The organism is Longicatena sp. 210702-DFI.1.196 (assembly GCF_020563125.1).
Classification (GTDB): Bacteria; Bacillota_I; Bacilli_A; order Erysipelotrichales; family Erysipelotrichaceae; genus Longicatena; species Longicatena caecimuris.
In genome coordinates this window covers 22,989-43,515 of record NZ_JAJCPX010000009.1, presented here as the reverse complement: position 1 = coordinate 43,515, position 20,527 = coordinate 22,989, and the positions used below count along the sequence as shown (strand labels likewise).

The following is a 20,527-nucleotide window of genomic DNA, read 5'->3' as shown; positions in this document are numbered from 1 at the left end:
CACCCGTATTGGTGAAAAGGGATAACTATGATATCCTATGTATATAGTAAAAAAGGAGAGAAAATACTTGTGAATAATGAAGCAGTATGGAAACAAGCAATGGAGGAAATTATTCCGGGAATACCCGCCTTCCTTGCCTTTGTAATAGTTTTAGCACTTGAGATTGTTTTGGTAAATAAAAAAATAATCGGCAGTGGGACAGAGAAAAAGATTCAAAAAGCGAAGGAAGCCGGGCAATATGTAGAGGCAAAAATAATGGATAGCAGAAGAAGCAGGTTCTATCAGGAAGAGAGCGGAAGTGAACCGGTAAGATATTCTTATGCTATCAATGGAGGACGAAAGCGTGTAAAAATAGTAGAGTTCCGAGTGGATGGCAGGGCAATTTTTCCGGAAACCATAAGAATATATTATTGGGGAAATAAAGTATATACAGATTATGACAAACCGAAAGTAGTACCTAATTTGCTATTTGTAGTATTTCCGTTTGCCGCGGCCATCTTGGTTTTACTGTTAACGCACCCAGAGCTCGTTCATTAACATAATTATAATTCAAAAAATCATACAGAAAGAAGCTTGTAAGAGAACTGAAAAATAAGTCTTATATAGATGAATCATTCAGTTCTTGTTTTTGGTTAAGCGAATCTGTAACACATCTATTGTAAAGCAACATTTTTGTGCCAGAAAATTAAGCTTTTATCGTTAAAAACAGGACATCCATGGTATAATAAAAAAGACGCAGATAAGCTGAATTTTGACATAATGTCAAATTTGTCTGCTAATCAAATGACGCAGATATGGTAAAGTGTATACTGCGCAAAGAAAAGAATAGGAGAAGTAACATGTTGAAAGTTTTAGAACATCCCCTGATTACGCATAAGCTTACGCAGATGCGCAGGAAGGAATGCGGAACCAAAGACTTTCGGGCCAATCTTGATGAAATTGCCGGTTTGATGGCATATGAGATTTCCCGCGATTTGCCTTTGCGTACCGTAGACATTGAAACACCGGTTTCTCCCTACACGACCAAAGAGCTGGCAAAGGATATCGTATTAGTACCGATTCTGCGTGCTGGTCTGGGCATGGTGAATGGTATTGCCAATCTGATTCCAACCGTTAAGATTGCGCATATCGGTTTGTATCGCGATGAGGAAACATTAGAACCTCATACGTATTTTGAAAAATATCCTAAGAATGTGAAGGATGCGGTTGTGATGATCGTTGATCCAATGCTGGCAACCGGAGGAAGTGCTAATGCTGCCATTGATATGGTGAAGAAACAAGGCGCAAAAAATATTCGCCTGGTTTGTTTGGTAGGTGCACCGGAAGGTGTAAAAGCTGTGGAAGAAGCACATCCGGAAGTGGATATTTACTTAGCTGCATTAGATGAGAAGCTAAATGAACATGGCTATATCGTACCGGGTCTTGGTGATGCAGGAGATAGAATCTTCGGTACAAAGTAACATGAAGGACTATTATAAGGCCGTTCGCTTTATGATGACGATGCTGTTAAGCTGTCTGTTAGCCGTTTTGATTGGTATGTGGCTGGATGAAAAGCTTCATACAACACCAATCATTTTGTTGCTGTTGCTGGCATATGCAATCATTGCTAATTTTTATCTGCTGATGAAAGGAATGAGTGAGCATGATGGATGAAACTTCACAGATGGGAAAAGAAATCCGCCGTATTACGCTTGCTTTAGCACTTGTCAGCTGTGGTATCTCACTCATGCTTTTTCAAGGGCATTTCAAAGATATCGGTGCCGGTATTTTGATTGGTGCACTCACCGGTATCATCGGTTTCTCGATGATCACGCACATGAGCAACACCATTGAATTATATGGCAATCCCAAGGCAAAAGGTTACAGCAGCTATGTAAAACGCTATGCCATTTATACACTGATCTTTGCGTTAGCCGCATGGCGAGGCGTACATGTTTTGGCACTTTTGGCAGGAATGCTGCTTCATAAAGGGGCAATTCTTATATATGTATTTCTACACAGAAAGGAGGATTGATTCGTGGAATTTGTAATCCGGATAGGTGATATGACGATTCAGCTGCACCCATCCATTGTGAACTGGCTGATTCTGTGTGTACTATTATCTGTCTTTTTCATTATTGCAGGTAATAAGATAAAGAAAGCAGATCCAACACAGGCACCGAAAGGCTTTGTGCTTGTATGTGAATGTGTCGCCAAACTGGGAACCGGTATTATATCCGATAACCTAAAGGCACGTACGAAGTTTTATCTGCCCTTCTTTGGAACACTGATCTTTATGATGGCTCCCAGTAACTTACTGGGGCTGATAGGATTACAGCCACCGACATCAAACTTAAGTGTTAATGTGACACTGGCTGTTATGATGTTCTTGCTGATTCAATTCGTCGGACTCAAGGAAAAAGGTGTGATTGGAAGATTTAAGGAGCTGTGTGATCCTATCTTCTTATTCTTACCGTTAAACATCCTTGGTGATCTGGCATTACCGGTTTCACTGTCACTGCGTTTGTTTGGTAACCTGTTGGCAGGTACCATTATTACCGGTCTTGTTTACACACTGATGGAATCGCTGATGCCGTTTGGTGTACTAGGTTTATCCTTTACGCCATTCCTGCATGCGTATTTCGATATTTTCTCAGGTCTGATTCAGACCTATATCTTCTTCACATTGGCAAGTTTCTTCTTGAGTGAATCGTATGCCGATGAAGAAGAATAAAAAAGCTGTTTGCAAATTAGTAATAGGAGGAAATGAAAATGGCTGAATTTAATGAATTTTTCGTACAAGGTATGGCACTGTTAGGTGCTGGTATTGCAATGATTGCTGGTCTTGGTCCTGGTATTGGTCAGGGTATTGCCGCTAGTAAAGGTGCTGAATCCGTAGGCCGCAATCCAGAAGCTGCCGGTAAGATTCGTTCTATCATGGTATTAGGTATCGCGATGGCCGAAACAACTGGTATCTATGCATTGATCATCGCATTGCTGCTGATTTTCCTGAAAGGTTAAGCGTAAGATCTTGCAAGGTCATGCGCATGCAGAAAGTAAGCAAGTTTTGCTATTAGGGAAAGAACCCTCTGCATGAAGAAAATATCTTTTACATAGGCATGACTTTTATATGAATTTTCGTAAGATTCACAACCATAAGGAGGTTTAGCAGATGAATATCGACATTACCAATTACCTGCGAATAAACCCTGTGGATATGGCTCTTGTCTGTATTTCAACCTTGATCATCTGTCTGGTTGCCAAGCATTTTTTCTGGGATGTCATCACGGATTATTTCCAGAAACGCCATGATGCAATCGCAGCAGATATCCAAGCGGGCAGCGATGCACGCAAAGCGGGTGAAGATTATAAAGTACAGTATGAAACGCAGATGGCAAATGCCAAAAGCGATGCTCATGAGATCCTGGAAACCGCAAAACGCAATGCTACGGCTGAGAAGAAAGAAATTCTTGCTAAAGCCAGAGATGAAGCGGATGGATTAAAAACAAAAGCAATGCAGGATATTGAGCGTGAAAAAGTTCAGGCACAGAAAGAAATGAAACAGACAATTACGGATGTAGCATTTGAAGCTGCCAGCAAGATCATTGAGAAGGAGCTGGATGAGAAACAACAGCAGAAGTATGTGGATGAATTTATTGAACACGCAGGTGATGACACATGGCAGGCATAGTCAGTAAGAATTACTGCGATGCATTGTTTGCGCTGGCACAAGAAGATGAAAAGCTGGATGTATATAAAGAACAGCTGAATGTGGTGGCAGACAGTGTGAAGCAGGATGATGAATTCCGTGCTGTCATGGCACATCCGAAAATCAGTAAGGAAGAAAAGAAAGGCATGCTGGAAACAATCTATGGAAAGCAGATTGACCATATGCTGTTAAACTTTTTAAAACTGCTGATTGATAAAGGACGTTTCGCTAAAATTGAAGAGATTCGCAGAGAATACAATAAGGCTTACAATGACTTTAATAACATTCAGGTGGTACACGTGAAGAGTGCAACACCATTACAGAAGGAAGAAATTGCGAAGCTGAAAGAAACACTCGAAAAGAAACTGCAGAAAAAAGTAGATTTCGTGCTGTCAACAGATAAAGATCTGATTGCCGGCATCCGCATCAAAATAAACGATCAGATTATCGACAATACGGCATTAGGCAGACTACAGCGTCTGAAACGTACCGTTTTGAACGTATCTGAAACACAATAAGCAAGTGAGGTGAATATGGTGAGTTTAAAGCCAGAAGAAATCAGCAAACTGATCAAGGAACAGATACGGCGCTACGATGATGAGCTGGAGGTCGGAGAAACCGGCACCGTCATCACGATTGGTGATGGTATCTCGTTAGTCCATGGTCTGAATAATGCAATGTCTGGAGAACTGTTACTGTTCCCACACGATGTGTATGGAATGGTATTGAACCTTGAAGAGGAACATGTCGGAGCCGTATTGTTAGGTGATGATGAGGGAATCAAAGAGGGCGACGAAGTAAAGCGTACAGGAAAGATCGTAGAAGTTCCTGTCGGTGATATGATGTTAGGAAGAGTTGTCAATGCCTTAGGACAGGCGATTGATGGCGGTGCTCCTATTGTCAGTGAAAAATACCGTCCGGTAGAGCGTGTTGCTCCCGGTGTTATGACACGTAAAAGTGTTCATCAGCCAATCCAGACAGGTTTGAAGATCATTGACTCTATGATTCCAATCGGAAAAGGACAGCGTGAGTTGATCATCGGGGATCGCCAGACAGGTAAAACAGCGATTGCCATTGATACGATCATCAACCAAAAAGGTAAAAATGTAAAATGTATTTATGTAGCAATCGGGCAAAAAGCCAGTACGGTTGCCCAAATTGTAGAAAAATTAAGAAAACATGGTGCTATGGAATATACGACAATCGTATCTTCTACCGCTAGTGAACCGGCACCTTTGCAATACATTGCTCCATATGCAGGATGTGCGATTGGGGAAGAATGGATGGAAAACGGTGACGATGTCTTAATCATCTATGATGATTTAAGTAAACATGCGGTTGCTTATCGTACCATGTCCTTATTGTTAAAACGTCCACCAGGACGTGAAGCCTATCCTGGAGATGTCTTCTATTTGCATAGCCGTCTGTTAGAGCGTGCAGCGAAGCTGAACGATGAATTAGGTGCAGGAAGTTTAACCGCACTGCCAATTATTGAAACGCAGGCAGGGGATATTTCTGCTTATATTCCTACCAACGTTATTTCTATCACCGATGGACAGATCTTCTTACAGACAGAATTGTTTAACAGCGGTGTACGTCCTGCGGTAGACAGTGGTTTATCGGTATCCCGTGTTGGTAGTGCAGCCCAGATCAAAGCCATGAAGCAGGTCAGCGGAAGCTTAAAATTGGAATTAGCACAGTTCCGTGAAATGCAGGCCTTTGCGAAATTCGGTAGTGACTTAGATGCTGCTACGACTGAAACATTGGCACATGGGGAACGCTTAACACAATTACTGATTCAGAACCAGTATGAACCAATGCCGGTTGCCCATCAGGTATTATCTTTATTTGCGGCAAAACATAAATTCTTGAAGCCTGTGAAGGTAGAACAGGTCAAACTGTATGAAAAAGAAATGTTAAAATATATGGAACGTGAACATGCGGACATCATCCATGATATTGATGAACAGCAGGCGTTAGACGATGCTTTGTCACAGCGTATCAAGGATGCCTTGACTTCTTTTGAAACAGAATTCAAGAACATGCTGGAAGGATAGTCTATGGCAGCTGGAAAACTGGAAATCAAAGCACGCATCCGCTCAGTAGAATCTACCAAAAAGATTACCAAGGCGATGCAGCTAGTGGCGACCAGTAAGCTGAAAAAACAAAAACAGTACATGGAAGAAAATCGGGAATATGCCCATTATTTAAAAGAAACGGTGCAAGAAATCCTGTCTTCCATAGAACATTCCCGCCATCCTTATTTAAGTAAAAATGAAGGCGCAAAACCATTCACCATCGTTTTTACAAGTGATATGGGCTTATGTGGCGGCTATAATGCGAATATCTTTCGCATGCTGTTGAATGACATTGGCAATGTCGGTGATTTTGTCATGATAGGAAGTCGCGGTGTCAATTGGAGCCGTAATAAGGATTTCCATGTCGTGATGGAAGAAACAGACTTTGAAGATGACTGTTACAGTGAACTGGTAACCATTGCCGATCATGCATTGGACTTATACCGCAAGAAAGAAATATCCGAAATCCGTATCCTGTATACTCACTTTGTGAACTCTGTCAGCTTTGAGCCGCAGTTAGTAACCTTGTTGCCGGTAGAAAAGGATAAGGAACGTGAAAAGAAAACAAGCGCTCTGACGATCTTTGAACCAGCGGGTGATCAAATTCTTGATACCTTGGTTCCGATGTATGTCAGATCACTGTTATACAGCTATTTCCTGGAAACTAAAACAAGTGAACAGGCAAGTCGCCGTATGGCTATGGAAAGCGCTACAGATAACGCTGAAGAAATTAAGGAAACACTGGAATTACAATTCAACCAGGCTAGACAGGCCGCCATTACACAGGAAATCACAGAAATCGTCGGCGGTGTCAACGCAATGGAAGGAGTGAGCAGTTGATGAGTAAAAACACAGGAAAAATTGTGCAGGTCATCGGTCCGGTAGTTGACGTTGCTTTTGAAAACGGCGAATTACCACAACTGTTGAGCGCAATCGAAATCCCTTTGAAAAATCAAGACTCTCTGATTGTCGAAGTGGCACAGCATATCGGCGATGAACGGGTACGCTGTATTGCCATGGGTGGTACGGATGGTTTAGTACGTGGCATGGATGCCATCGATACAGGCGCACCGATTCAAGTACCTGTCGGAGATGAAGTCTTAGGAAGAATGTTTAATGTCTTAGGCCGTGAAATTGATGGTTTAGGCGAAGTAAAAACAAGCAAACGTCTGCCTATTCATCGTAAAGCACCAAGCTTTGATGAACAACAGACATCTGCGGAAATGTTGGAAACCGGTATTAAAGTTATCGACCTTTTGTGCCCATATTCCAAAGGTGGTAAGATTGGTCTGTTCGGTGGTGCCGGTGTAGGTAAAACCGTATTGATTCAAGAATTGATTCACAATATTGCCAAGGAACATGGTGGTAAATCCGTTGTTACCGGTGTTGGGGAAAGAACCCGTGAAGGTAACGACATGTATCATGAAATGAAGGACAGTGGTGTCCTTGATAAAACCGTTCTGGTATATGGACAGATGAATGAATCTCCAGGTGCCAGAATGCGTGTTGGTTTAACCGGCTTAACGATGGCGGAATACTTCCGTGATGTTGAACATCAGGATGTGTTATTGTTTATCGACAATATCTTCCGTTTCACACAGGCTGGTTCAGAAGTAAGTGCGCTGTTAGGACGTATGCCAAGTGCCGTAGGTTATCAGCCAACATTGGCAACGGAAATGGGACAGTTACAGGAACGTATCACATCTACGAAGGATGGTTCCATCACTTCCGTACAGGCCATCTACGTACCTGCCGATGACTTGACAGACCCCGCACCAGCAACGGCGTTTACTCATTTGGATGCTAAAACTGTATTGGATCGTGACATTGCGGCATTGGGTATCTACCCGGCTGTTGATCCATTGGAATCTAGCTCTCGTATCCTTGATCCATTAGTGGTGGGTGAGGAACATTATGAGGTAGCTCGTGGTGTACAGCAAATTTTACAGAGATATAAAGAATTACAGGATATCATCGCTATCTTAGGTATGGATGAATTAAGTGAAGAAGATAAGATCATCGTTAATCGTGCCCGTCGTGTACGTAACTTCCTGTCACAGCCATTCCATGTTGCCGAAGTATTCTCCGGTATCAAAGGATGCTACGTATCTCGTGAAGATACAGTACGCAGTTTCAAAGAGCTGTTAGATGGCAAGTATGATGACTTACCGGAACAGGCCTTCATGTTCGCTTCCACTATCGAAGAAGTGGTAGAAAAAGCCAAAGCGATGGAAGGCTAGTCCTATGATCAAGCTGAAAATCATTACTCCTCTTGGTTTGTATAAAGAGGGTGAAGTGGAGGCTGTGCATGTCACAACGGTAGATGGTGAAACAACGATTCTTTCCAATCATATGCCAATCGTGGCGATGTTAAAGACATGCAAATGTACCTTGAGCGAGCATAAGGAACAAAAGGATTATGCTTTGGCCGGTGGTTTGTTACAGTTTGCGGATAATGAAATGCGCATTTTGACAGATGCCGTAGAAGGTCGTGAAGAAATAGATATTGAACGAGCAAAACGGGCAAAGGAACGTGCGGAAGCGCGTTTGAAAAAGCAAGACAGCCGCACGAATATCAAACGTGCAGAGGTTGCCCTTGCCAAAGCTATTAATCGTATTCATGTTTATAATGGATAAGTAAAATTGACGTATGAAACTCTTCGAGAGTGCATACGTCTTTTTATGTTGTGTTGGTAAAAATAATGTAGCTAAAACCTTATGGTATAAGAGATTTGTATGAATAGAAGAATAAGAAAAAGGTAACAATATGGAAAAACGTTGCAGTTAGGTAGTCAAAACATTGGAAAACCGTCGCACTATATCGGCATAATCCATAGAAAAACGTCACAATATAAAAAAACTCTTGTACGACCGCAGGCATACCTTTAACAAGACAGTAAAATTTAAATGAATGGAAATTAGGAAAGATTGAGTTTCAACTCCATATTTAATTAGTCCAAAGACATTTCTATAATCTAATAGACCTATTTGAAGATATTACACATTAGCTGCTATTTCTGCGATATGAAATACAGAACGTTTTGCTTTTCGACAATTTCCCATTTTGTTTTAGATAAGTAGTGTTATAATAATGTACATAGTCGAAAAGGAGCAAACCTTTATGGAAGAAAAGAAATCAGAAACAGAAACAATAGAAAATACAAAACCAAATGTAGAAGCTATGATTATAGATGATGAACAACAAGAAGATAGTTCTTCAATGAAAAAGAGCAAGAAGAAAAAGCCTAAGAAAAGCGGATGGAAGTATGAATTGTTTGATTTAGCCAGAACCTTCATCATCTGCTTTATCGTCGTAATGCTGTTATCACACTTTGTCATCAATCCAGTGCAGGTTGATGGAGATAGTATGTATCCAACGCTTAGTGATTCAGAAATCGGTGTCATGAATATCTTTTTGGCAAAGACCCAAGGCATTAAGCGCCAGGATGTGGTGGTTGTCTATAATGAAGAAACTGATGAAAACTGGGTAAAGCGTGTGATTGGTATGCCAAATGATACGGTATATGCGAAAGATGATGTGGTTTATGTAAATGACAAGCCATTAGAAGAGCCTTATCTAAATACAGAATATGCAAATCATATTCGATCACAGGGGAAACCATTTACGGAGGATTTTAATAAAATAACCTTAGGAAAAGATGAATACTTTTTGATGGGAGATAACCGTGTGGTATCTTATGATTCTAGAGCAGTCGGGCCTTTTAAAAAATCTGCTATCGTTGGTAAGGATGTTTATGTTTTATTTCCTTTCACGGAAATTAAAATGGTAAGAAACGGTGCTCCTGAATAGTGTAAGATAAAATTAAGAAATGGAATGACAGATTGAAAAATTCAGTGTTATAATAATAACGTAAATTTATGTGTTTTCATCTAGCCAATGAAATCATGATGCATAGATTTATATAAGAATTTTTCTCTCCTCCTTTGAGTGTGAAAATTCTTCTTGAGTGTCCGATTGGACGCTCTTTCATTAAATGAAACCGCTAATTGTAACGGAGGGATCGTATGCAGAACAATAGAAAAAACGAACATGATGATGTAGATTTGACAGGTATTATTAACGATTATAGTAAAGATAGTGAATTACGCCGAAAGATAGAAGAGATGAAACGCCAAAAAGAAGCACAGACAACTGCTTCAGCATCACCACGAAACCAAGAGGAAAATGCGATTAATCCATTAACGGGAGAGAAATTTCATTCCCCTATCTTTGAAGATAAAAAAGCAAGTACAGAGAAGAAAGCTATCCCTGATATTCGCGTAGATGAAGAAGAACTGGCGAAAACAAGAGTAGGCTTTGTGGATGATACAAATGATCAGACATTGGTAATCATGAATGGCAAAAAAAGCCTAACGGCAGCTGAAGAGCCACAAGATGTAACGATGACTCAGCAGATGCCAATCTCTGATTATGGTGAAGAAGCAGAAGACGAGGAAAAATTGGGGAAAACGATCGTTCAGCCATTATCGGATGTACATGTGTTAGATGAGGATGAAGAACCATTACCTGTAAAGAAATCAATTAAGAAAACCACATCTAAAAAAGAAGAAGTGGAAGAAGATGAAGGCGATGATGAAGAAAAAAATACGAAGATAAATAAAATCATTACCTATGTCATTCTTGGTATTGTTGGGATTTTAATCATCGTTGCATGCTTTTTTGCCGTACAATATGCAATGGATACTTTCCTTGGCGGTAATGATAATAAAAAGGCACCGGAGCAAACAGAAGAACCAACAACCCCAACCAAGGATCCGACAAATACGGATGCAAATAAGGATGATACCAATAACAAAGACGATGTTACTGATTCATCAGCCAAGATTGCAGCTTTAAAGAAACAAAGAGAAACCTATGTACAGCGGAAAGCAGATGCCAATGATAAGTTGGAACTTGCCGAAAAGGATAAGAAGGATGCAACTGAAACTTTAGCATCTTTAGAAAAAAATGAGTTGGCAAAGGCTAAAGAGGCGCAGAAAAAAGTAAGTACTTATGAAAATGGTGAGTATAAGGCAGCCAACGATGAATATGAACGTATTTTAGGGAATTATAATGCGGAAAAAGATGAAACAGTAAAAGCCCAGTTAAAAGAAAGTTTAGATGCGGCATTAGAAAGAAAAAATGCAGCTATGACAGAATATAATCGTCTTACTGGAGAAGCATCTTCACTTACCGGTATTTATAATGAGAAAAAAGAAACCGCAGAAAGCAAGAAGAGCAAGGCTGAGCAGACAATCACAGAACAAAAGAATGAAATTGCGACTTTAGAAGAAGAAATCAAAAAAATTGATAATCAGCTAAAAGAGTTAGAATAGTCTCGCTTGTAAGTGGTGGGCAAAAAACGTAGGAAATCGTAAAACCTGATGTAGGGTCTTAGGGTTTCCTTTTTTTATGATTTTTACGTCTTTTTTACCGGTGATGTCAGAAAAAGAACCGATTTTGTGTTTCATACATCCTTTTTATCATATTGTGTGTATAATGAAACTATTAGTGAGGGTGATAAGATGTTGCAAATTTGTGTATTGGATGACGAATATCAGGATGGGAAAAGAAATGAAGATTTATTGCGGGCATATTTTGATAAACGTCATATGGAAGCCAGAATTGATCGTTATACAAATGGAAAAGAGCTTCTAGATAGTACGAAGATATATCATATGCTGTTTTTAGATATTGAGATACAAGAAGAAAATGGGATTGAAATTGCGATGGAATTACGTAAACGTTTACCGGATATGATTATCGTAGTAATTACCAGCTATCTAAAATATTCTTTAGAGGGTTATAAGATACAAGCATCCCGGTATTTGTTAAAGCCAATTCATGAGACTTTGTTGTATAGTGAATTGGATGAAATTTTACAGACAAGAGATACCTCACAAACACTGACTTTAACTATGCACCAAGAGACAACCATGGTGAAAATGAAAGAAATTTTATATTTTGAAAGTATTGGAAGAACGACTTGTTTCCATACGCCTCAAGGAGTATATGAAAGTAAGGAAGGGGTTAGTTATTGGGCAAAGCAATTACATGTGCATTTTGTTGAATGTCATAAGGGGCTGTTTGTACAATTGAGCCATATTATGCAGATTCGTAAAGACTGTATTGAAATAAGCAATCATGAGACTTTACCCTTGGCTAGAAGAAGAGTGCAGCAGGTACAAGAAAGCTGGTTACAGTTTCAGGAGATGAGTCTATGAATTATTTCACGGTATTTCTTTGCACAGGCAGCATGCTTTATATGACCTTTTTATATTATGAGACATGGTTTCAGTTTTCCGCAATGAAGATGAAAATCAGGCAGTTTATGAGCATCCTGGTTATGGGAGCTTGTCTAAGCAGCTTGGTGTTACCAATGGATTGGTATTTATATGGTTTATGGGCATTGTGTATCTTTGCTAGTTTCATTTATGAGAAAGAAACAGCCTTTGTAAAATGTTTCTGCAGTTTTCTGGCAAGTTTTATCCTCTCCTTGCTGGTGGTATTCATGATGGATGTTTTTCTCCATGATTGGTATGCAAAATGCATGTGTTTTCTGCTTGTCGAGGGAATCCTTCATGCGTTGCTTTTTTTGATACTTCGCAAGCAAAGCGAAGGCGGATGGTTTTTATTAATGGCATATGGAGTGTTGTTAGGTATCATGATACAGTTTGTCTGGCTTAAGAAATCCAATATGATGCATATAGAGCATATGTTACCGTTTTTGCTATTTCTTATGATCACGTTGTTAAATCGTTTTGCGTATGTGCAAAAGCAGCAGTATGAAACGATGTTATCAATAACAAATCGCAGACATTTAGCAAAAGAAAATGTCATTCAGTATGAACGATTACAAAAGGATAATGATGAAATATTACGTCAGATACATGATTTACGTAAACAGATGAAGCTCTTAAATAATAAAACAATAGAAGAGAATGATACATTGACGAAAAAAATCATGATGACCTATTCTGAGGTGGTAAGCTTTATTCCTACCGGTTGTCCTTTGCTGGATCGGGTTTTGCGCAATTATCAAAAGGATATCATGGAGCAGGATATTCAATTGATACTAGATGTAGAACCATTTGCAGAAGATCAGTTTGATCCTGTGGATATGAGCGCTATTTTTTGCAATATGGTGGAAAATGCTATTGAAAGCTGTGTAAAATGTAAACAACGTGTCATACAGTTAAAGATACGCAAAGAGAAAGGGTATGTTTTTATAAAAATGAAAAACAGCTGTGAAAGTGTACATCAAGTTGGTGAACGCATGCTGTCAACGAAAGAGGATACCTTTTATCACGGTTTTGGATTGCGTAATATGCAAGATGTGGCACAGAAATATCAAGGAGATCTGCATTGTTGCTTTGATCAAGAACATCAATTATTTATTACCAAAATATATCTTGCTTTACCACATGTGTCATAAAAGCAGCCACTTATGCAAAAGTATGACACAGAAAGTAAAAGATGACGTATTGTATAAGCGGGTAAAGAAAACCTATGGGAGGTATTGTTATGAAGCAGAAGAAAGGAAATGTCTCACGTGGAAAGATCCTAGCCAGTGCAGCTGTTATTGCGGTTATCGGATTGTTGTTTGGTGTTGCAATGCAGGGACTGTTAAAAGATACACTTGGTTTATCCCAATCCAACATTACCATTTGTATGATCGTCTTTCTAATGTTCGTCGAATGCTTATGGCTCCCCTTTGCGATAGATTCCAGCAAATGTATGGAATATCATGAAACATATCTGGCTTATCTTCCTCCATACGGTCATTTTAAAAAATTATCATTGGTATTACAGATCTTGTTATCAAAAGAGATTAGTGATTTTTATGAACGATTGTATTGGCATGAGATTGATAGAGTTAAGTTTACCTTTGAGCGTAAATGGGGCACCTGGGGATATAGTCGTTACACCATGCAGCTATATTTCCTATTGAAAAATAAGGATGTGAAGTTGTTTACCATGAATTCCATGGAAAATGGCTTCCTGTTGCCATCAAGTACGGGCGGCTTACCTATTTTTGCCAATCTTCATCATGAAGACATAGTAAATATTCTCCAATATATGAAGACTTGTGGGGTTATCATTGAGGATCCCTATCATCTTCTGGAGGCGTTGAAGAATCCGGATATTACGATGTATGAATATATGGAGACAATCAATAAGCCTTATAAATTCTGAGTTTTCTTCCCTTTCACTGATGGAGCCATCTTCTGGATGGCTCTTTTGTAATTCTATCTGTTGTTTGCAAAGGCGTGTTTTTTCTTTCTATCAAATTTGTAAGATTACTTTGGTAAATTGTTATTTTTGATGTGGAATGCTATAATAAAGCTACTTTTAGGAACGGAGGAAACAAACATGGACAAAATTGCTGCCTTTTTACATCGCAAGCTAGACAACTTTTCATTTGATGAATATCTGATCATGTTTGTTGTCTGTACGATATTTTTACCTTTCTATTGTTCGATCATCGCGATTATCGGTGTATTGCTTTATTTAACCATTCAGGGACGTATGAAAACGATCATTCAATCAGTACCAAGATCAAAATTCGCAATTGCCTTTTGCTTGTTAGCCTCTTTGGTGGCAGCATTCCATCAAAACTGGCTGGGAGCTGTTTGTGGAATCGGTATCTTAGTGATCTTTCTCTTTATTTTTTACTTCCGTACGGTGATTAATAAACGTTTATTTGAATTGTTAATGGATGCCTGCTGCATCATATCATTATTCTGTGTAGCTTGGGCTTTGATGGAATATATGCGTATCGTACATCGTCTGAACTATGATTTTATGATGCTGGTTATTGAAGACAGTCCTAAAAATCGTGTGAATTCAACCTTCTTTAATGCCAATTATTATGCAATGATGATTGAGTTTCTGGTGCTTATCTGCGTATATAAGATGATGCAGGTTAAAACAAAACGCCGTATTATTTTTTATATCGTAACGATTTTGGCAAACTTATTTGCTTTATATCTGACAGGCTGTCGTACGGCCTGGGTACCATTTGTTGTGACGATACCTTTCATGTTTTTGATGAATAAGCGTTTTGGTTATTTCACCGCGACCATGAGTGCAATTGGAACAGGTGGGATAGCAATATTATTAAAGCCGGAGGTATTTCAAAGAGCTTCTATCTTTACGGATTTTCTTAAGCGAGCTAAAATTTGGACAACAGCCGTTAAAGGAATAGAGGCGCATCCTTTGCTGGGGGAAGGTCCATTGACTTATTTCCATATTTATAAACAATATGGTGGACATCCTACACAACATGCTCATAATGTGATTTTAGATCCTATCTTAAGTCATGGAGTGATTGGCGTATTGATCATGGGAGTCTATTTTGGCAGTAATCTGAAAGAAATATATCGTTTATTTGTAAGACGCATTGATTTGCGTTTATGTTCCTTGATCGTTGCCTGTATCCTAACTGTCTTGATTCATGGCATGTTGGACTATACAGTGTATTGGGTACAAACGGGCTTGTTGTTTCTTCTGATATTATCAAGCTCCAGTATTTACTTCCACAAAGAACGTGCGTATACACAAGAGGAGGTTTAACGCCTCCCTTTTTTTGATGGAGAAGTATGATATAATATAAGAAATGTAAGGAGGGTGCTTATGCGTTATTTCCTAATCACTTTTACTGTATATCTTTTTTGTTTTGCGGCAAGTTTCTGGGCATTAAGCAGTGTCAAATTTGACCGTTTTTGTGATGTGCACAAACCAGGAAAAGTGCAATGTCTGCTATTGTTGTTAGCGTTGGCTTTAGGCTATCTGGTAGCACAATTTTTATTGAATATATCTTTGTTCAATGGTCTATAGATGATGGTGCATGATATGAAACAGCGACGCAAATTGTTACGTAATGTGAGCATACGCTCCCGCCTTTTATTTGGTTTTATCGCATTGCCATTGGTGGTAATGATTATCTGTTTTTTATTATACTATAATTTCAGTATGCAAATGATCATATCAAAGAATCAGGAATCATCACAACATTCTGTTGAGATGGTAGAAGAACTCTTTCATCTTAATATGGAGCGTCTTGAAGATCAGATGACGGAATTCTGTGCACAAGGAATCGTATATGACATGTTGCTGAGTGATGGTGAAAGCTCTGTACGCAAAAATTTCGTTGCCTATGCAAAGATGAATATGAATTTAAACGGACGAAATCGTCTGGTGCTCTTTAATGAGAAACAGGAAGTCATTTATGATGATGCCGGTGAAAAGGAACAAGGAAATTTGTCATTACCATCTACCTTGGATATTAGTTGGGCATATAAAAAAGAACATAATGGAATATTCTTAACAAAACGTATCGTTTACCATAATGAAACCATTGGCTATGTTTGTGGTGGTTTTAAAGAGGGAGCATTCAGTCCATCATTTACCAATGCTTCCAGTATTTCAAATATGATGATCATTATTGATAAGGATAATCATTATTTATTTGGTCAGGCAGCGTTTCCGAAAGGAAAAAATATTCAGATAAGTCAAGACATGGTCAATGTGAATGGTAAGTCTTATTACCATGAAAGTAAACAAATCGAGGGCATGGATTGGAAGGTTGTCAATCTGGTAAGCTCGGAATATGTCTTACAAGAAATTCATAGTACGCGGAATATGCTATTTCTTTATGGAGTGGCCATCTTGATATTAGAAGCTATCTTATCGACTATTGTATATCACAGTATTTATGATCCGATTCATAATATCTTGGTATCCATGCGTAAGCTTGATGAAACGAATCTTATTAGTAGTCAGGTGGAGGATAATGGGAAAGATGAGGTACATGAATTAAGTGAAAACTTTAATGACTTGTTGAATCGTGTACAGGAATTAGTAAAGACGGTTGCACTGGAACAGGAACAAAAAAGAGAAACGCAACTTCAGTTGTTACAGGCACAAATAAATCCGCATTTCTTATTCAATACGTTAAATACACTTCATTATTTGGCGATTTTAAATGAAGACAATCCCGTTAGTGAAGGCATTAGTGCGCTATCAAAGTTATTACGTAATACGATCGTAGACAGTAATGAATATGTTGATGTGGAAGAAGAAATAGAAAATGTGAAAAATTATATCATCATTCAAAAGCTTCGCTATGGTGATTTGTTTGAAACGGTTTATAATATTGATGAAGATGTACGCCATTGCCGTATTTTGAAATTTCTGTTACAGCCGATTGTTGAAAACAGTATTCTGCATGCATTTGAAGAAGATCGCGAACATCAGATTTTGACGATTCGTGCGCAGGCTGAAAAAGGTTGTTTGAAAATAGAGATAGGAGATAATGGAAAAGGATTTCAAGAGGTGGAACAATCCTATACCAATAAGAAATTAAGTGGCATCGGTATTATGAATATACAAGAGCGCATACGCTTGATGTATGGAGATAAATATTCGATGAATATTCAGAGTGAAGTAAATAAAGGAACCATTGTGACACTGTTGCTTCCATATAGGAAAGGGGGAATTACAGATGTACAAGGTATTGATAGCAGATGATGAAAGACTGATCCGAATCACGTTAAAAAATATGATTGACTGGCAGGCCTTACACTGTGAGGTGATTGCGACGGTCAAGGATGGCAAGGAAGCTTATCGCATCTTTCAAGAGGTACACCCTGAAATTGTTATTACCGATTTGAAAATGCCGGAAATGGATGGCATAGAACTCATAACAAAAATAAAAAAAGAAAGCCGAAATACACAAGTCATCGTATTAAGCAATTATTCCGACTTTGAGCTAGTCCGTGATGCGATGAAGGCAGGCGCTTTTGATTATCTGTTAAAGATTACATTGGAAAAAGAAGAATTGACCAGGATCATCACCCAGGTGAAAGAAAACTGTGAAGAAGGTGGCTCATCACAAAATGAAGAAGAAAAACAGGGAATTAAAGAATTACAACAATGCATGGTATTAAGTAAAAATGAGCATATCATTGATGTGAAGGAATATCAGCGAGCTTTAGCACAACCGATTTTTCAGGAATATGAGGATTTTTATCAATTGGCTTATTTTCGTGTTGATAATATTAATATGCTTTATGAAGGGAAATTTAAAGAACATGCGCGTTTACAGAGTAATCTGCGTGATTTGATACGCGAAAGTATCTCGTTATATGTAAAACATCAGGTGATTTTTATTAGTAATCACTCTGGTGTCATTCTTTTCCACAGTGCGGAGAAGTTGCGTATTATAACGATATGTAATTCCATTATGCGAAATATTGAACAATATCTGGATGTCCATTTATCGATTACCTTATCTGATATACAGCGCACCTTAAAGACCTATGATGAAGTATATATGCAGGTGGTACAGGCTCATGAACAGCGCTTTTATAAAGGGGAAGGTGTGTTGATACACAGTGAAGAAGGGGATCTGTTTCATAGCCTGCAAATGAATGATTTACAATACCATGTGGAATTGCTGGAGGCGGTGCAGAAGAAAAATTTTCATCAGGCGAATGAATTAATTGATAAAACATTATTGTATATGCGTGAAAATCATATCGTACCAAGACAAGTCTTAGAATATACGATTTTTATTATTAATAACTTAGAGGGAAAAGAGATTGAAAAAGGAGCCCGACAGAATATGCCGTTTGGCGCAATCACCGCAAACATACGGAAATGTGAAACACTGGATAAATTGTCAGAAGTGTTAAAAGAAGGCTTTGTGAAGATTGAGGAGTGGATGAAAGATTCTAGCAGTAGTAAATATCGCCGTGAAATAACGGAAGTGATGGATTTTGTGGAAAAGAATTATCATCAGAAACTGAATTTGAAAATGCTGGCAGAAACATTAGATATGAATGAAAGTACGCTGAGTAGATTATTCAAAAGTGAGACGGGTATCAATCTGAATTATTATATTAATGAAAAAAGAATGAAGAAGGCCAAAGAATTGTTACAAGAACCCGCTTATAAGATTAAGGATGTGGCAAATGCTGTCGGTATGGAGGATCAGCTATATTTTAATAAGGTGTTTAAAAAATACTATCATGTATCACCAAGTGATTATCGTAAGAAAGTTCTTCAGGATGATGAAGCATAGAACCGGCTTTGTCATCATACCATGATAGGGGAGGTGTGAGGCTTTGAAGGAAACATGCAAGGCAGTCGCGCTTGTTCTCAGCATCATTGTTATCTTTTACTTATGGTTACATATTGGAGATGGAAAGCAGTCATCGCTTAAATGGCAGACACAGGAAGAGAAATCTTTTACAGCTGAAAAGCAGAAAGAATCTAAAAAGAAAGTACATGTCGTCAGACAAGATGGCAGTGAGCTGCATTTGGCTATGGATGATTATTTACGTGGTGTCATAGCCTCTGAAATGTCAGCATCTTTTGAAATGGAAGCATTAAAAGCGCAATGTGTTGCGGCGAGGACCTTTGTGATACGGCGAGGCTTAGAAGTAGATGATACGACACAGACACAAGTTTATCATGATGATAAACAATTAAAGCAAATATGGGGGGCATCCTATGCGAAGTATTCTAAACGTATCAAACAGGCCGTGAAAGAGACATCTGGAGAAATTTTGACGTATCAGGGAAAACCGATATCCGCAGTGTTTTTTAGCGGCTCTTGTGGGAAAACGGCAAATGCGGAGGAGTATTGGGAAAGTAAAACGCCCTACTTGCGTAGTGTCGATTCCCATTGGGATAAAAAGGAAAAGGGATATGAAAAAACGGTAACGATCGATAGCAATACCTTTCATACGAAATTGGGTTTTCAAAATCCTGTCAGCGAAATCAGTGAGCCGCTTCGATATGCCAGCGGTTATGTAAAAAGTATAAAAATCGATGGTATAACATTTAGCGGACGCAGTATAAGAGAGAAGTTAAATCTTCGCTCTTCTTGTTTCACTATTAAAAAAACCGGGGATGCTTATCGCATCACGACAAAAGGATATGGGCATGGTTTAGGAATGTCACAGTATGGTGCTCAGGGGATGGCATTGGAAGGTAAGAGCTATCAGGAAATCCTACATCATTATTACACTGATGTAAAGATTGAAAAAAAGGATGTATAAAGGAATTTCATAAGGGAATAATCATCACTAGAGGTGATGAAATGTATAGCTATACGAAAGAAAAAAACACATCAAAACGAAGACTGATTGTTGCATTAAGCTGTGTGCTGGTGATTGCCGTAGCGTTTATCAGCTATGAATACACAAGCCGCAAGGATAAAGAGGACACGGCAGTGTTCAAGGAAAGTGTTCCGGTATTGTCATTGCCGGATACCACGCAGAAAGGCATCCATCCATTCAATGTAGAAGCGAAAACGGTGTTAGAATACTTTGATGGTAAGGATCATGAAGTTGACAGCATGACAAAGTTTGAAGGTGTCTATCGTGCCAATCAGGGAATTGATTATGCATGTAACGATGAAGCCTTTGATGTTTTAGCTGTTTTTGCCGGTGATGTCAGTGAGGTGAAAGAAGATGCCTTGTTTGGAAAGAGTGTTACCATCAAGAGCAAGGATCTTTCCATCACCTATCAAAGCCTGGATGATGTGGCATTAAAACAAGGTGATAAAGTGAATCAGGGTGATGCCATTGCTAAAGCGGGTACGAATATTTACAATAAAGAGTTAGGAAAGCATTTGCATATGGTCGTTGAAAAAAATGGTACGATCATAGATCCGAAAACCGTCTTTGACAAGACTTTGAGCGAGATAAAATAGTACCTAAAGGGTACTATTTTCATATCCGTAAAATA

At 38.8% G+C, this 20,527-nt stretch carries 23 protein-coding genes; all 23 read left to right on the top strand.

Annotated features, from left to right (window positions below; translation table 11 throughout):
* Positions 1-27 precede the first annotated feature (27 nt).
* Positions 28-537, top strand: coding sequence for a hypothetical protein (locus LI241_RS05955; RefSeq protein WP_117547772.1), 510 nt, complete (start codon positions 28-30; stop codon positions 535-537).
* 302 nt (positions 538-839) lie between these two features.
* On the top strand, positions 840-1,460 hold the full coding sequence (gene upp / locus LI241_RS05950; RefSeq protein ID WP_008690949.1) for a uracil phosphoribosyltransferase: 621 nt from the start codon (positions 840-842) through the stop codon (positions 1,458-1,460).
* Positions 1,429-1,653, top strand: coding sequence for an AtpZ/AtpI family protein (locus tag LI241_RS05945; protein WP_226906250.1), 225 nt, complete (start codon positions 1,429-1,431; stop codon positions 1,651-1,653). The genes upp and LI241_RS05945 overlap by 32 nt, the downstream gene beginning before the upstream one ends.
* Complete coding sequence (locus LI241_RS05940; protein WP_008690952.1) at positions 1,643-2,014, top strand: hypothetical protein; 372 nt, start codon at positions 1,643-1,645, stop codon at positions 2,012-2,014. The genes LI241_RS05945 and LI241_RS05940 overlap by 11 nt, the downstream gene beginning before the upstream one ends.
* A 3-nt stretch (positions 2,015-2,017) precedes the next feature.
* On the top strand, positions 2,018-2,713 hold the full coding sequence (atpB, locus tag LI241_RS05935; RefSeq protein ID WP_008690953.1) for a F0F1 ATP synthase subunit A: 696 nt from the start codon (positions 2,018-2,020) through the stop codon (positions 2,711-2,713).
* Positions 2,714-2,751: 38 nt separating this feature from the next.
* Entirely contained in the window at positions 2,752-3,000 is a 249-nt protein-coding gene (gene atpE, locus LI241_RS05930; RefSeq protein ID WP_008690954.1) for an ATP synthase F0 subunit C, read from the top strand.
* Between the two features lie 151 nt (positions 3,001-3,151).
* Positions 3,152-3,670, top strand: a complete 519-nt coding sequence (atpF, locus tag LI241_RS05925) for a F0F1 ATP synthase subunit B (protein WP_008690955.1) — start codon at positions 3,152-3,154, stop codon at positions 3,668-3,670.
* Positions 3,658-4,206: an ATP synthase F1 subunit delta gene (gene atpH, locus LI241_RS05920; RefSeq protein WP_117547771.1), complete on the top strand. Its 549-nt coding sequence runs from the start codon at positions 3,658-3,660 to the stop codon at positions 4,204-4,206. Before atpF ends, atpH begins: the two co-directional genes overlap by 13 nt.
* Before the next feature lie 18 nt (positions 4,207-4,224).
* Positions 4,225-5,745, top strand: a complete 1,521-nt coding sequence (atpA, locus tag LI241_RS05915) for a F0F1 ATP synthase subunit alpha (protein WP_008977859.1) — start codon at positions 4,225-4,227, stop codon at positions 5,743-5,745.
* A gap of 3 nt (positions 5,746-5,748) precedes the next feature.
* Entirely contained in the window at positions 5,749-6,606 is an 858-nt protein-coding gene (gene atpG, locus LI241_RS05910; RefSeq protein WP_008977858.1) for an ATP synthase F1 subunit gamma, read from the top strand.
* On the top strand, positions 6,606-8,006 hold the full coding sequence (atpD, locus tag LI241_RS05905; protein WP_008690960.1) for a F0F1 ATP synthase subunit beta: 1,401 nt from the start codon (positions 6,606-6,608) through the stop codon (positions 8,004-8,006). Before atpG ends, atpD begins: the two co-directional genes overlap by 1 nt.
* A gap of 4 nt (positions 8,007-8,010) precedes the next feature.
* Entirely contained in the window at positions 8,011-8,403 is a 393-nt protein-coding gene (gene atpC / locus LI241_RS05900; RefSeq protein WP_008690961.1) for an ATP synthase F1 subunit epsilon, read from the top strand.
* Between the two features lie 484 nt (positions 8,404-8,887).
* A complete protein-coding gene (lepB, locus tag LI241_RS05895) occupies positions 8,888-9,577 on the top strand; it encodes a signal peptidase I (RefSeq protein WP_008690962.1) in 690 nt (229 codons plus the stop codon).
* 215 nt (positions 9,578-9,792) lie between these two features.
* A complete protein-coding gene (locus LI241_RS05890; protein WP_117547770.1) occupies positions 9,793-11,103 on the top strand; it encodes a hypothetical protein in 1,311 nt (436 codons plus the stop codon).
* Positions 11,104-11,292: 189 nt separating this feature from the next.
* Positions 11,293-11,991 carry a LytTR family DNA-binding domain-containing protein gene (locus tag LI241_RS05885; RefSeq protein ID WP_008690964.1) on the top strand — a complete coding sequence of 233 codons (699 nt, stop codon included), beginning with the start codon at positions 11,293-11,295 and terminating at the stop codon, positions 11,989-11,991.
* A complete protein-coding gene (locus tag LI241_RS05880; RefSeq protein WP_227151046.1) occupies positions 11,988-13,202 on the top strand; it encodes an ATP-binding protein in 1,215 nt (404 codons plus the stop codon). The genes LI241_RS05885 and LI241_RS05880 overlap by 4 nt, the downstream gene beginning before the upstream one ends.
* 89 nt (positions 13,203-13,291) lie before the next feature.
* Positions 13,292-13,963: a hypothetical protein gene (locus tag LI241_RS05875; protein ID WP_008690967.1), complete on the top strand. Its 672-nt coding sequence runs from the start codon at positions 13,292-13,294 to the stop codon at positions 13,961-13,963.
* A 177-nt stretch (positions 13,964-14,140) separates the two neighbouring features.
* A complete protein-coding gene (locus LI241_RS05870) occupies positions 14,141-15,343 on the top strand; it encodes an O-antigen ligase (protein ID WP_008690969.1) in 1,203 nt (400 codons plus the stop codon).
* A 60-nt stretch (positions 15,344-15,403) separates the two neighbouring features.
* Entirely contained in the window at positions 15,404-15,607 is a 204-nt protein-coding gene (locus LI241_RS05865; protein ID WP_008690970.1) for a DUF1146 domain-containing protein, read from the top strand.
* A 15-nt stretch (positions 15,608-15,622) separates the two neighbouring features.
* On the top strand, positions 15,623-17,299 hold the full coding sequence (locus LI241_RS05860) for a sensor histidine kinase (protein WP_226896800.1): 1,677 nt from the start codon (positions 15,623-15,625) through the stop codon (positions 17,297-17,299).
* Positions 17,274-18,854 carry a response regulator gene (locus LI241_RS05855; RefSeq protein WP_008690975.1) on the top strand — a complete coding sequence of 527 codons (1,581 nt, stop codon included), beginning with the start codon at positions 17,274-17,276 and terminating at the stop codon, positions 18,852-18,854. The genes LI241_RS05860 and LI241_RS05855 overlap by 26 nt, the downstream gene beginning before the upstream one ends.
* Positions 18,855-18,897: 43 nt before the next feature.
* Positions 18,898-19,836, top strand: coding sequence for a stage II sporulation protein D (spoIID, locus tag LI241_RS05850; protein WP_008690976.1), 939 nt, complete (start codon positions 18,898-18,900; stop codon positions 19,834-19,836).
* A gap of 41 nt (positions 19,837-19,877) precedes the next feature.
* A complete protein-coding gene (locus tag LI241_RS05845; protein ID WP_008690977.1) occupies positions 19,878-20,492 on the top strand; it encodes a M23 family metallopeptidase in 615 nt (204 codons plus the stop codon).
* The last annotated feature ends 35 nt before the right edge of the window (positions 20,493-20,527 follow it).